The sequence below is a fragment of the Telmatocola sphagniphila genome (assembly GCF_018398935.1).
GTDB classification, from domain to species: domain Bacteria; phylum Planctomycetota; class Planctomycetia; order Gemmatales; family Gemmataceae; genus Telmatocola; species Telmatocola sphagniphila.
Genome location: NZ_CP074694.1, coordinates 5,854,458 through 5,867,413, shown reverse-complemented (window position 1 = coordinate 5,867,413; position 12,956 = coordinate 5,854,458). Strand labels below are relative to the sequence as shown.

Annotated in this window: 11 protein-coding genes; 4 read left to right on the top strand and 7 right to left on the bottom strand. The window is 54.2% G+C overall.

Features of this window, described 5'->3' with window-relative positions; all coding sequences use genetic code 11:
* Positions 1–62 precede the first annotated feature (62 nt).
* Entirely contained in the window at positions 63–1,292 is a 1,230-nt protein-coding gene (locus KIH39_RS23515; protein WP_213496050.1) for a formylmethanofuran dehydrogenase subunit B, read from the top strand.
* A gap of 18 nt (positions 1,293–1,310) precedes the next feature.
* Here KIH39_RS23515 and KIH39_RS23510 read toward each other — a convergent pair whose 3' ends face one another.
* From KIH39_RS23510 to KIH39_RS23490, 5 genes are read right to left on the bottom strand one after another with little or no spacing between them, the layout of a single operon-like run.
* A complete protein-coding gene (locus KIH39_RS23510) occupies positions 1,311–2,435 on the bottom strand; it encodes an HlyD family secretion protein (RefSeq protein WP_213496048.1) in 1,125 nt (374 codons plus the stop codon).
* Positions 2,432–3,184 (bottom strand): ABC transporter ATP-binding protein, encoded by a 753-nt coding sequence (locus KIH39_RS23505; RefSeq protein WP_213496046.1) that lies wholly within the window; start codon positions 3,182–3,184, stop codon positions 2,432–2,434. The genes KIH39_RS23510 and KIH39_RS23505 overlap by 4 nt, the downstream gene beginning before the upstream one ends.
* 48 nt (positions 3,185–3,232) lie before the next feature.
* Complete coding sequence (locus tag KIH39_RS23500) at positions 3,233–4,381, bottom strand: ABC transporter permease (protein ID WP_213496044.1); 1,149 nt, start codon at positions 4,379–4,381, stop codon at positions 3,233–3,235.
* 34 nt (positions 4,382–4,415) lie between these two features.
* On the bottom strand, positions 4,416–6,467 hold the full coding sequence (asnB, locus tag KIH39_RS23495; RefSeq protein WP_213496038.1) for an asparagine synthase (glutamine-hydrolyzing): 2,052 nt from the start codon (positions 6,465–6,467) through the stop codon (positions 4,416–4,418).
* Between the two features lie 31 nt (positions 6,468–6,498).
* Positions 6,499–7,305, bottom strand: coding sequence for an SDR family NAD(P)-dependent oxidoreductase (locus tag KIH39_RS23490; protein WP_213496025.1), 807 nt, complete (start codon positions 7,303–7,305; stop codon positions 6,499–6,501).
* A gap of 361 nt (positions 7,306–7,666) precedes the next feature.
* On the opposite strand from KIH39_RS23490, the gene larB reads away from it, so the two are divergent.
* A complete protein-coding gene (gene larB, locus KIH39_RS23485) occupies positions 7,667–8,359 on the top strand; it encodes a nickel pincer cofactor biosynthesis protein LarB (RefSeq protein ID WP_213496023.1) in 693 nt (230 codons plus the stop codon).
* On the opposite strand, the gene mutY is transcribed toward larB, so the two are convergent.
* Positions 8,345–9,409 (bottom strand): A/G-specific adenine glycosylase, encoded by a 1,065-nt coding sequence (gene mutY / locus KIH39_RS23480; RefSeq protein WP_213496015.1) that lies wholly within the window; start codon positions 9,407–9,409, stop codon positions 8,345–8,347. The two genes, larB and mutY, sit on opposite strands and share 15 nt — an antisense overlap.
* Before the next feature lie 36 nt (positions 9,410–9,445).
* The gene (locus KIH39_RS23475) at positions 9,446–10,048 is read right to left on the bottom strand and encodes an FHA domain-containing protein (RefSeq protein WP_213496013.1); all 603 of its coding nucleotides are present in this window, start codon (positions 10,046–10,048) and stop codon (positions 9,446–9,448) included.
* 500 nt (positions 10,049–10,548) lie between these two features.
* Here KIH39_RS23475 and KIH39_RS23470 point away from each other — a divergent pair, with 500 nt between their 5' ends.
* Complete coding sequence (locus tag KIH39_RS23470) at positions 10,549–11,904, top strand: extracellular solute-binding protein (protein ID WP_213496011.1); 1,356 nt, start codon at positions 10,549–10,551, stop codon at positions 11,902–11,904.
* An 8-nt stretch (positions 11,905–11,912) separates the two neighbouring features.
* Positions 11,913–12,914, top strand: a complete 1,002-nt coding sequence (gene queA / locus KIH39_RS23465; RefSeq protein WP_213495987.1) for a tRNA preQ1(34) S-adenosylmethionine ribosyltransferase-isomerase QueA — start codon at positions 11,913–11,915, stop codon at positions 12,912–12,914.
* Positions 12,915–12,956: the final 42 nt, after the last annotated feature.

Sequence of the window (12,956 nt, the reverse complement as noted above, 5' to 3'; positions counted from 1 at the left end):
CCGATGATGGTGTTATAACCGAAGTCGCGGCAAAAAGGGATAACAATCAGTTAGAAGAGACAATGACCATTTTCCCCAACTCCGCCTGCACCCGCTGCGGCTGCGTCTGCGACGACTTGACCCTGCACGTTCGCGACAATCGAATCCAACGCGTGGAGAATGCCTGCGTCCTGGCTGAGGGTTGGTTTCTCCAGCAAAACAGCCGTCCACATCCCGCCGCCTTGATCGCGGATCAACCGGTGCCACTCGAGGAAGCGATTCAAAAAGCTAGCGAACTCCTGTCGCACTCCCGCTCCCCTTTGATCTACGGACTGGGGCGCAGCACGACCGAAGGCCAACGGCTGGCCATTCGATTGGCCGAGCAACTCGGGGCGATAGTCGATACCGCCGCGACCCTAGAGCAGGCTCAAACTCTGATGGCCCTGCAGCAAGTGGGCGAGTCGACCTGTTCGCTCGGCGAAGTTCGCAATCGCGCCGATCTGGTGATTTATTGGGGCACAAATCCGGTAAAGACCCATCCCCGGCATCTGGAAAGGTATGGGAACCCGACTGAAAAGCGGCGGACCGTTGTAGTGGTCGATTGCAAGGAGACCGAAACCACCGCACTGGCGGATCGCTTCCTGCCAATTAAATCGGACCAGGATTGGGAGATGCTGTGGAAACTGCGAATGCGTCTGGCCTCACCCGATTCACCGGAATTAGAACCCGCCTGGGAAGCTTTAGTGACCCAGATGAAATCGGCAAAATTCGGAGTGATCTTTTTCGGCAACGGAATAACGAAAGCGAAGACCGACCATCGTACCGTGGAAGCCTTACTGCAACTGGTAACCGATTTGAATGCCCACACACGCTTTTATGCCCGGCGGATGCGCGGGGTTGGCAATGTAGCCGGAGCGGACAGTGTACTGACTTGGACGACTGGTTACCCCCTGGCCCTCAATATGCAGCGCGGCTACCCGCGCTACAATCCCGTAGAGTATAGTGCCTCGGAATTGCTGGCTAAAAAGCAAGTCGATCTTTGTCTGATGATGGGAAGCGAAACGACCGCCGATTTTCCGCAGAGTGCACTCGCCACGCTGCGTGAAATACCGGTAATAACACTGGATGTTCCGGAGGCTGTTACCGATTTTGTTCCGGCGGTGCGCTTCACCACGGCCACTTATGGGATACATCGTCCGGGTACGGCTTACCGGATGGATGAAGTGCCAATTCCCTTGAGAACGATCCTGGAAACCGATTATCCCTCGGATGCCGAAGTACTTCAGAAGTTGCTTGAGGCGAGCAAGAAGTGATAGGGCGAGAGTGGATAGTTAGTCGATCAGCTTTACCTTCAATTTCTGGCCCAATCGCAGGTTGGAAGTATCGCCGTCAATTTCGATGAGGCATTCCAGTACGCGTTGTTCGTTCATCTGCTGATCGAACGGATTGCTGGATCTCTTCGGCATGAAACCGGGAGCTATACGAATGACGTGTCCTTTGATGTTCAACCGCAGGTCGCTTTCATCGGTCATGATCGCCTGCTGATCGAGCTTCAATCGGGAAGTGTATTCCTGATCGATTTCCGCTCGAATGTAGAACTTCGACTTGGGAATGATCTGCATCAGGGGATTTCGGGTCTGAGCTCCGATCGTCATGTTATCCGCAACGGTCAGATGATAAACCGAGCCATCGCAGGGAGCGGTGATGGTCGAGTATTTAAGGGCGAGTTCTGCAGCAATCACTCCGGTTTCAGCTTCTTTAACAGCGGCTTGAGCTTCGGCAACACCCGCTAAGGCTTCGTTAATGGGGCCATCGAAATTCGCTGCTTGCATAGCCTTTAGCTTGATTTTTTCTCTTTCGAGGAGACTTTGCTTTGCGTCTACCCCGCTCTTTGCGGCGTCAATTTCTACCTGACCCGCAGCCCCGCTCGAGTAGATCTGCCGAACCTTCTTCTGATCTCCCAAAGCAACTTGGACTCCGGCTTCAGCGGCGGCAACAGCCTGTTCCTGCTCCTTAATATTGGATTCGTAAATCTTTTTGGCTTCTCGAGCCTGATCGACTTTGGCCATGGCCTGATTGACCTTAGACTCCACGCGAGCCTGAGTCGCTTTGGCTTTCTTCAATTCAAGCTCAGCCGCTTCCACATCCAGTTTAACGAGCAATTGTCCCTTCTTAACTTCCTGACTTTCTTTCACCAGAACTTCGGTGATCAGTGAAGGTTGCGGAAAATTGCGCGGGAAGATCTGGATCTGCTGAATGCCGTCGAAATCGACATGGCCAAAACAGATGACCCCACGGGAATGATCGACCGCCGGAGTTTGCGCCGGAATAGGATTGGCCGTGCGGGACGGCGACTTTTCGGTTTCCTGATACAGATGGGAGGCTCCCATCAAGGTCACTCCCGCGAGTGCCGTTCCAGCGAAAAGACACGATGTCAGAACGAGATGCTTTTTCATTGTGCATTCCTCCAGAAAGTCGGCTCGACCGGTTGGGCAGGTCGATCGTGGGACCTCATCATTCCGTCTTCCATGTAAAAGTGGGCGTCGACGTAGGGCTCGATGCGGTGATCGTGGGAGACGACGAGAATCGTCGCATCGCGTTCGTGGGCGGCGGCCCGGAGCATTTCGATGACCCGTTCGCCGTTTTCCCAATCCAGCGCGCTGGTCGGTTCGTCCGCGAAAACATATTTGGGGTTTTTGATGAGCGCCCGGCCGATAGCGACACGCTGCTTTTCGCCACCGGAAAGCTGCGCCGGTTTCTTGGTCGCTTTCTTGGAAAGTCCCAGAAGTCCCAGCATATCGTCCGAACGCTTGCGGGCTTCGCGGGCCGTGCATACTCCCCCCCAGCGGAGAACGATCTCCAGTTGCTGGCGGGAATTCAAAGCCGGGAACAGGTTGTAGCCCTGGAAAATAAATCCGACCTGACGCAGCCGAAAATCTTCGCGCTGCTTGGCGGAGAGCTTCCAGATATCCAGCATGCGGCCGTTGTCTTCGGAAATCACCTGACCGCTCGAAGGTTCCAGGAGACCGGACAGAACCGCCAGCAGGGTTGATTTCCCCGAACCGGATGGACCCATCAATAGAGCCAACTGGCCACGCTGCAGTTCCAGTGTGACGTCGCGCAGAGCTGTCGTTCGAACCTCGCCCTCACCATAGGTGCGGGTGAGATTTAAACCTCGCAGCATCGACCGTTCATCGAACATCATCCACAGCTCCGCTTTTTATGCAAACGGCATCATACCGCTCGCGGTCTGCTATCGCAACAAGGACATTGGCTCGATCTTGCGGACCGAACGAAGGGCGAAGAATCCTGCTACCATTGCCACCACCATGGTGACGCCGGCGGACGAACTCAATAACCAGGGCTCCAGCAGTACGTTGGCACCGGCCAGCTTGGCTAGTTCTTTCAGTCCCAGCACCGCGGGGAATGACAGGGTGACTCCAATAATCCCCACCCAGAAGGACTGATTCAACACCGTCAGCGAGACACGCCAGCGCGGAATTCCCAGCGCCAGCAGAATCGCGTATTCCCGGGCCGAGGCTGTGGTCGCGGCATAGAGAGTCTGACTGGTGACCACCATGCCAACCAGCAGACCCAGCAGTGCGGCATAACCGATCGCAATCCCGGCCTTGGTTTTCTTTAACCAGTGCATCTTCGAGTGGTAGGCGAAATCTTCCTTGGTGAAGATCGTCATATCGATCTTATGATCGGCACTTTCCTTACCGTAAAGTTCGTCCAGTTCCCGAACGACTTTGTTTGGATCGGCGGATTTTTTGCACTGGGCAAGAATGTAAGTGCACTGGTCGGCGGGCATGAGCGCTCGCAGGAGGCCCCGCGCCGTGTTGGCCGAGCACCAGACATAGGGGCCCGCCAGGCCCTTGAAGCCTTTCACCGTGCTGACGACCTGCACGCGTTGCTTATTGATTTCCGCATAATCGCCGACCTGTTTAAGACCCAGCCGTTCGAACTCCGATTCATCGACGATCACGCTGGCCGGTTGCGAGAGCAGTGAACGCTGTTCGGAAGACAAAACGTCCAGAGTGCCCAAATCGTCGTCGGTCATCCGCGAACCGATGACCATGCAGAGATCGGAGCCGCCGTCCGATTTCGTCCAGGAGGCAAAGGCCTGATAGTAGTATTCCGTTCGTTCGATATCGGGGTGAGAAGCAATGCGGGAGACAAAGGCCTGTGGGATCGGTTTACCGAGGTCGACGGAGAGCACTTTGGGCGACCCGATCCAGATATCGGCCCGGGCGTGATCGATCGGAATGGTGGTTACCGAGAACAGGCCCAGCAGAAGTCCGAATTGCAACGAAATCAGAACCGCGCTGAATCCCACGGCCACAATACCGGGGAGGTAACGCGATTTGTCGTGCCAGAGACTAGCGAGTGCGTAATTCATTCCGTTGCAACACAGCTTCCTGATTAAGTCCGGGTCAGGCCTTGGAGCCTGACGGTACGAGTGTTTCAATAGGTAACGGGTTGCCCGGCGGATTAATCCCGTGGTTGAAGTCCCGTTTGGGGCTCGACAGCTCGGCCAAGTCCCCAGAGATATATAGGTGATGCCATAACTGCGTGGCGATTACAGCGACAAGTCCGAGTTCAATACTTGTCCGTTTAAGCATGCGACGCATGTTAGGTAAATCTTGACGGCACTTTTGCACGGCGTCGGCATCGAACAGTCCCGTCTTCTTCAACGATTCTCGCGAGAGAACTTGCTCGATCCATTTCGGCGCCCCGGGCCCGGTCATGTGGAACGAATCCAGAGGAGCCCGGAACATTGCCTTCTTACGCCAGGCGATTTCCTTGGGTAGCCAGCGGCTCGCCATGCAGCGAAGAACGTATTTATCGCGAAGGTAGCCCCGCAATTTCCAGCGCGGATGGAGTTTGGATAAAAATTGGATGAGTTTGTCGTCGAGGAACGGATAGCGAACTTCGACGGAAGAATTCATGGCCACCCGGTCTCCCTTGCTACAGAGCAGGTGCCCGGGAAGCATTATCCGGCAACCTAGGTAAAGAGATCGGTTGAACGGATGCCACTGCTTCAATCTTTGTGTATTTAGCCCCAGTTTCGCAAAAGGAGATTCTTGCGCCAAAGTTGAACGCAATTCGGGGTTGTAGAACCGCAATTTCGACATGCTCATCATGCCGTAAAGGTCTACCCAACCGTTATGGCCTCCCACGATGTCGCGAGTTTCTTCAATCTGAGCCTTGGCAAAGCCAGGCGAACCAGTCAGTTTGATGCCCATCTGCCGAAGGAACATCCCGAACTTGTCGCCGAAGGTATTCAGATATTTGTGGATTTTGAACCAGGGATAACCGGCCATGAACTCATCGGCCCCCTCCCCGGTCAAAGCCACCTTGTAATTATTGGCTCGAACCGATTTGGCCAATTGCATCAGGGCCGCGCAAGAGGTGTCCACCACTGGCACTTCGGCCGCTCGAATCAATTCCGGGTAGGTGTCGCGAACGTCGGCATCGCCATAAGGAACCACGATCGATTTGGTTCCCACGTGCCGGGCGACGATAGCCGCTTCGTGTTCTTCGTCCAGTCCCTTGGCTTTCACCGAAATCGTGAATGTGGGGATCGGTCGCTTCAGCACATCGGACGCCACGGCCACCACAGTACTCGAATCGACACCGCCGGACAGATAGGAGACGACAGGCACATCGGCTTTGAGCCGGCAATCGACCGCCTGTCGGAAGATCTCCTCGAATTCGTTGACTACACGCTCGGAGGGAGGATCCTCTTCCGAGCCGTACTGTGGGAAATCGATTTCCCAGTATACTTTGTCCTGAATGCAGCTTTCGGCGGTTCCTTTTCCAAGCTCTATTTTCAGATAATGCCCGGGGGTGATCAGTCGAACGCCTTCGAAGCAGGTCATAGGACCCGGCACGGCAAAGAAGCTGAAGACCTGATTGATGCCCTGCAAATCCACCTTCGGTTCGACCAGCCCGGAAGCTAACAGGCATTTGATTTCGCTGCCGAACAGGAACCATTCGCTCCCGGCGTAGGGACCGACGGCCGGTTTGCGAATCGTGTAAAACAGGGGGCAGATGCCGACGTGATCGCGGCCCAGAAGCAAAATATTTCGCTTGGAATCCCAAAGGCAGACGGCAAACTGGCCTTTCAGATGCTCGAAAACCTTTTCCCCATATTCTTCATAAAGGTGGGGCACCAACTCGGTGTCGGTATGGGTGCGGAAAACGTGACCGCGAGATTCTAATTCCCGCTTCTTCTCATGGTAATTGAATAATTCCCCATTGAAGACGACCCAAACCGAGTTGTCTTCGTTGGAGATGGGCTGTTTGCCATCGGCCAGACCGACGATGCTCAGACGGCGCATCGAAAGATCCAAACCCGGCTGGGTGAGATACCCATCATCATCGGGCCCGCGATGGATCATCACATCCGCCATGCGGCGCGCAACGTTTCCCGGAGCAGTTCGCTTACCCGCGAGATCAATAATTCCCGCAATTCCACACATGCTCTGAAAAACCTTCTCGCGCCCCGCGCGACTAAGCCTTATAACTCAGCACTTTCTTTCGCATCACGGCATCCAACAGCCAGGGCGTTACCCGGTTACCGCGATGAATCAATAGTGCCAACTGCCCGATGACAGTTTCCATCCAGCCCTTCTTGAGGGCTTTGACAATCCCACGAGCAACCTGATCTTCACTCGGCCCCGCATTGGGATTCAGATAAATCTTGCCTTCATCTCGCAACAGGTGGCTGGCCCGGTCGGGTTGACCACTTACCAGCCCAGGGAGGACGAGACAGACGTCCACACCGAACCGTTGAAATTCGCCACGCCAGGATTCGGTAATCCCTGCGATCGCATGCTTGGTGGCACAATGCTCGGGATAACTGGGAATTCCCCTTCGGCTGCAAATCGAACCGACATTGAGGATGGCCGGTTTATTATTCGATGCGGTCAAGTGGGGCAGACAAAGGCGGGCCATCTCGACCGGAGCGAAGAAGTTAATCTCCATCAGCCGTCGTAAAATCGACTCATCGCTCGTGGAAAATTCCCCGAAGCTGCACAAGCCGGCATTGTTAATCAAAACATCCAGACCACCCAACTGCCGGACCGCTTCTGCGACCAGTTTGCGACGGTCTTCCTCTTTGGTTAAATCCGCCGCGATCGGGGCGACCTGTATCCCTTTTGACCGCAACTCAAGTGCCAGCGCGTCCAGATCGGACTGAGAACGGGAAGTTATGGCCAATTTCGCTTTTTCATCGGCCAATAGATGCGCAACCTTTCTTCCTATGCCTTTCGTGGCACCTGTCAGAAGGATCGCAGCCCCGTTCAATTCTCTTCGCATTCCGCTATAACCTCGCGGCCTATTGTACTTAGAACGGCCAAATGCCTGTCGCACCTGTTTCCCAAAGACAGACAATCCATCAAAGCAAAACAAGCACATCCAGAACAACCGCTACATATTTCCTGCTTTTTGCAGTCTAACGCAGCACCGGCTTGCAAATACCGGACGAGTTTGCAACTAATTCAAATCCAGAGAGATTGAATAAAGTTCCGATTAATGATTCTGCGAATTCGTCTGCGCATTTGAAATAGTTACAATAATGTGGAATCGAATGATCGGCGAGGAAAAAGAGCCAATCAATAAAACGATACTATGAATTTACCAATAAGCGAGCATTAACACAAATTGGGTTGATCCGGTTATGGAATCGCACAAATCCGGCGAATCAGAATACGCTACACTCGATCTCAAACGGGAGGCCCGTTGTGGATTTCCAGAAGTGATTTTCGCCGAGGGCAAAACAGTGGACTGGATGGTCGGCATCATCAATCGATTGATCGGCGCCGACCAAGACGTTTTTGCAACCCGCGTCAACGAGGAACAAGCCAGCACCTTTGCCCGGCTCTACCCCCAGGGTATTCAGGATCGCATCGCTCGCACCTTCTGGTTGCCGGTGGTTACCGAACGAAAAACGCCGGTAGGAGACGTTCTGGTGATCACCGCTGGAACCAGCGACCTCCCGGTAGCCCGTGAAGCACTTAACACGGCCTCCGTGATGGGGGTGGGTACGGAACTGATCGTAGATGTCGGAGTCGCCGGGCTCCATCGTATCCTCTCGAAAGTCGATCGGCTCCGGCAGGCGGATATTGTGATTGTCGTCGCCGGGATGGATGGCGCGTTACCCAGCGTTGTCGGAGGGCTGGTGGACTGCGCGGTCATCGCTGTCCCGACGAGCATTGGCTATGGGGCGGCTTTTCAAGGTCTGGCACCGCTTTTGACTATGCTCAATGCCTGTTCCGCGGCAGTGGTCACAGTAAATATTGATGCCGGATTCAAAGCGGGTTACACAGCTGCCCGCATAGTTCACCGGATGTATCGATCAGAAAAGTCGTAGTTGTCTGGGATTACGGAGAATCTCGGCCAGCTTCCTCATCGGCGTGCTCAGCGGATGATCGGCCCATTCGCCCGGTAGGAGCCAACGAAAATCCTCCCGCGCGATCGCACGTCCCGTCAACTCCGCTTCAAGAGCTGTCATCTGAATTTTGAATCGGGTAACGCCATAGCGGATCTGGGTGATCTCCTTACCGATCTGGGCTCGTATACCCAGCTCCTCTAGTAGCTTCCGACAGGCTTCCGCTTCCGTCTCCTCGGGCTCAATAGTTCGTTGCGGAAATTCCCAGAGCCGAGCCCATCTTCCCCCAGGTCCGATCTGTCGCAACAGAAACTTACCTTGATCCTCAATCACTAGCGTTACCGTCTGAACTTGCTCGAATTCTTTCTTCTTCCTGCTGAGTGGCAATTGGTCCTGGAGGCCACTCTGGTAAGCGAGGCACTCCTTCGAAACCGGGCACTCCTCGCACAGCGGTTGCGGCCGACAAAGGGTTGCGCCCAGTTCCATTAATGCCTGATTGAAATCGCCAATTCTCTTTCTGGGAAGTAAATCGGTGGCCGTCTGCCAGAGCCAGACCTGCCCTTCCCGGCTATCCAAATCGAGATCGAATCGGGAAAGCAGACGCACGTAAACTCGACGGGTATTGGCTTCGACGATGGGTAATCGCTGTTCGAAAGCCTGTGAGAGAATGGCCCCCAACATATAGCGACCAATGCCGGGCAGCTTCGAAAAGATTTCGGGATCTTCAGGGAATTTGCCGTTGTGCTCATTTACGAGGATTTTGGCGGCCCGATGCAGGTTGCGCGCCCGGGAGTAGTACCCTAAACCCTGCCAGAGCAACAGGACGTCGGCTTCTTCCGCTGCCGCCAGGGAAACCAATGTTGGGAATTTTGTCACGAAGCGATCGAAATAGCCGATCACGGCGGCCACGGTCGTCTGCTGGAGCATCACTTCGCTCAGCCAGATGCGATAAGGGTCGCGATTAATTCGCCAAGGAAGCTCACGGGCGTGAGAATCAAACCATTTTAATAACTTGCGTTGGAAATTAGACACAAAATTGAAAGCAAAAAAGGCGAGGGCGAAAGGGAATTACGTTCGGGGTCGTCGCATATACTTGGAGAGAATGGAAGCCGCGGCACCTGCTGTGTCGGCATTGAAGCCTTTACTCTTCTTGTCGTCTTTCTTCTCTCCGGGTACAGCCGGTACATCCATGATGGTCGTGCCATCGGGTATGCTGGCTTCAGCCGTGGGGGAGTTGCCCGAGCTTGAAGGAGACGGATCTTCGCCATCAGTGAGCATAAGCATGGCCATGGCGTCGGCATCATCGTGAGAGGTAACTGTCGAGGCGTCATTAGCCGCAACGGCGACCGGCTGAGGTGCCGGTTTTGCCTGCACCACACCCTCGATTTTAATTTTGAATTCAAGCGGACCGGCTTTGAAGTAATCGTCGTTGCGGAGTTCGCGTTCACCGGCTACTTGTTCGTTATTTACAAAGGTGCCGTTCGTGCTGCCGAAATCGATGACGAACACTTTTTCTTCTTTCGTCACGATGGCACAATGCTTTTTGCTTATAGAAGGGCTCGCAGGCCGCAGTTGGCAGTCGGGATCGCGACCGATTTTGAATTCCGTCACGCTAACGGGAATAACCTTCCCGGTATGAACGCCTGCCGCCACTACCAGACTAAGCTTCATTTGGTTCGACCTCGAGGAGAAATGGCGAGTGCGGTTCGCTGTAGAGACGCGAAATCAATGATTTCGATGTACTGCATTGATCCGGGTTTCCAAAATTATCCAAAATACCGAATAAACAAGTATTCCGGATAGGGTTACCTGTATATATGGTAACACATCCGTCCAAATACTGCCTAATTTACAGCTATTTTGTTCAACTGCGAGTAAGCCGAACAACCAGATAGCAATGGCCCGTATAGTAACTGGCAGCAAACCGTCCCAGTTAAATATATTGTTTGCATACATTCGCGCGCCGAGTCAATGAAAGCAAGGCCAAAATGATTTTTTTTTCCTTTTTACGCTCCTGGCATAGAACTTGTCGCCTTTTCCATGGCGAAAATGGGAATTTCTCTGCTTGTGGTCTGGCGCGAATTCTCCCGCTTTTCGGTTTTTTCCTGCTCGTTGGCTGTACCGAACGGCCCAGCTCACTCGACAAAATTCCTCCGCTGGAGTTTGCGGATGTGAAGCTGACTCTCTTCGTTTCGCCCGATTACCCTCATTCCGATCTCATCGAACAGCGTATTAAATCCTGGTCATTGAAGAGTGGCGCTTCGATTCGCCTCAGTTCGGACGTCAATCTTCCCGCCGATCTTTACTTCTACCCGGCCTTCGATCTGCCTCGACTCGTCGAGGCAGGCAAACTTGCAAAAGTCACTCCGGAATTTCGTGGCGTCGGTTCTACCTATGACTGGAATGATTTGATGTCCCCCTACTCTCAGCGATTGGCCCTCTGGAATGGCCAACCGTTTGGCATTCCACTGTTGGGGGAAGGGGAAGTTCTGGTCTGGCGTTCCGACAAGTTCAAAGATCCCAAAAAACTCCAGGCTTTTCGCGAAAAATTCAAAACCGAGCCGCGTGCTCCCGAAACGTGGGATGAGCTCACCAACTGGGCCGAGTTCTGGAATACACCCGAGGCGCCGACCCTGACCGCCTTTCCCACCCGCGCGGAAGATATTCAGAGAATCTTCCTGATCATAGCCAGCTGCTACGAACGCAAAACACTCATCAATAGCGATGTGGGGCAGAAAATACTTTCCACTCAAGCGAACGATGAACTGTTTTCATTTCTTTACGATTTGAAAACTTATGCCCCTCGTCTGGCCTCCCCGGCTTTCCAGTACGCCGCGGAATTACTGGCTCGCATGCAGAAATGCCGACCGAGCGGAACAGGCGATCCCGTGGAAGCCATCAAAAGTGGCTCCGCCCTGTTCGCCATTTTGAAACTCGATGAACTGGCTCGCTTGAAACCGCAGGAAGGGTTGGAATTAGCTCCACTTCCCGGAGCCGCCTTCACCTACGATTATAACAGCGGCCAAAAAGTGATCGACAAAAGTGGTGCCATCAACCGCATGCCCTTTATCGGCTGGGGAGCCTGGTTCGGCGGCGTGGGTGCTGATACGAAAAATCCCGCCGCGGCTTTTGATTTCTTCGCGGATTTCGGGAATCCGACGAAAACCAGCCTGGAACTCCTGGCTGCGGCCAAATGGGGAGTTGGCCCCTATCGGCGTTCCCATGAGGAAACGCGTAACCAGACGCGCTTTCTCGGCTACGGATTTGACAAAAAACAGACCGAGCATCTGCTTACGGCACTGCGTTTCGAAAATACCTCGAGTATTATTAACTACCGACTGAGCCCGCGGACCCCGGATGTTCGGGAGCAAACCGCGATCCTGGCCGAGGCGCTACAAGAAATCGTCTCGGGTAAAACCCAGGTCGATGCGGGGCTGCAAAAAGCTTCCCGGCTATGGATCGAACTGGGGAAGAAACAGCCCGAAGCCGTGCGCAAACAGTGGATCCGCAACAGTCTGGGAATTTAAGCCGATACATGTTTTGGGATTATGAACTACCTGAGGAGTTGATTGCCCAGCAACCCGCTGAGCCCCGCGATTCTTCCCGCCTGCTGCGACTGGATGTCCGCCGCGGGAACATTTCTCACCACCTCTTTCGCGATCTTCCCGAACTGTTAGCGCCGAACGATCTGCTGATCGTGAACGATTCCCGTGTGCTGCCGGCTCGACTGCTGGGCACCCGCGAAAAAACCGGCGGTAAGTGGGAAGCGCTGTTTCTCAAAACCACGGCCGAAGGTTTTTGGGAAACTCTTGCCAAGTGCGGCGGCAACCCACAAGTGGGTGAGATTCTCCAGGTGCGGGACTTCCGATTGATTTACCGGGGCCGCGTTGGAGATCACTCCCTCTTTGAGCCCGCTTCAGAAGGTTCCTTTGTGGATTTGCTGGAGAGATTCGGTTCGATGCCGTTGCCTCCTTACATCCGAAAAGGAGTAGCCCAAAGTGAAGATCGGGATCGCTATCAAACCGTTTTCAACTCTCAGCCGGGCTCGGTAGCCGCACCAACGGCCGGCCTCCATTTCACACCAGAGTTACTATCCCGGCTGAAGCAGAAAGGAATCGAGTCGGCCACCGTGACACTGCATGTGGGCCTCGGTACCTTCGAGCCGGTCCGGACGGAAGATCCGACCCAACATGCGATGCATGCCGAATGGGCCGCCGTCTCGAAAGCGACGATTGAAAAAATTCGGCAAGCCAAAGCTCGCGGCGGTCGAGTGATTGCGGTGGGAACGACGAGTTGCCGGGCTCTCGAATCGGCGGGATACTCAGAATGGACTGGGGAAACCCAGATTTTCATTCACCCACCCTATTCGTTTCGCGTAGTCGATGCATTGATCACGAATTTTCATCTGCCAAAGACGACTCTGCTACTGCTTGTCGCGGCGCTGGCGGGGGAGGAGAATCTGAAGCGAGCATACGAAACGGCGATCGCCGAACGATACCGCTTCTACAGTTATGGGGATGCGATGTTCGTCAGTTGACTGTTTTTGACAGAGCAGCGATTACGTAAATCGCAGTTCATT

Bases quoted from the DNA above. Each gene is read 5' to 3' on its own strand.
- KIH39_RS23505 (WP_213496046.1), bottom strand. From the start codon at position 3,184: ATGATGTTCGATGAACGGTCGATGCTGCGAGGTTTAAATCTCACCCGC.
- KIH39_RS23515 (WP_213496050.1), top strand. From the start codon at position 63: ATGACCATTTTCCCCAACTCCGCCTGCACCCGCTGCGGCTGCGTCTGC.
- KIH39_RS23510 (WP_213496048.1), bottom strand. From the start codon at position 2,435: ATGAAAAAGCATCTCGTTCTGACATCGTGTCTTTTCGCTGGAACGGCA.
- KIH39_RS23500 (WP_213496044.1), bottom strand. From the start codon at position 4,381: ATGAATTACGCACTCGCTAGTCTCTGGCACGACAAATCGCGTTACCTC.
- queA (WP_213495987.1), top strand. From the start codon at position 11,913: ATGTTTTGGGATTATGAACTACCTGAGGAGTTGATTGCCCAGCAACCC.
- asnB (WP_213496038.1), bottom strand. From the start codon at position 6,467: ATGTGTGGAATTGCGGGAATTATTGATCTCGCGGGTAAGCGAACTGCT.
- KIH39_RS23475 (WP_213496013.1), bottom strand. From the start codon at position 10,048: ATGAAGCTTAGTCTGGTAGTGGCGGCAGGCGTTCATACCGGGAAGGTT.
- larB (WP_213496023.1), top strand. From the start codon at position 7,667: ATGGAATCGCACAAATCCGGCGAATCAGAATACGCTACACTCGATCTC.
- KIH39_RS23490 (WP_213496025.1), bottom strand. From the start codon at position 7,305: ATGCGAAGAGAATTGAACGGGGCTGCGATCCTTCTGACAGGTGCCACG.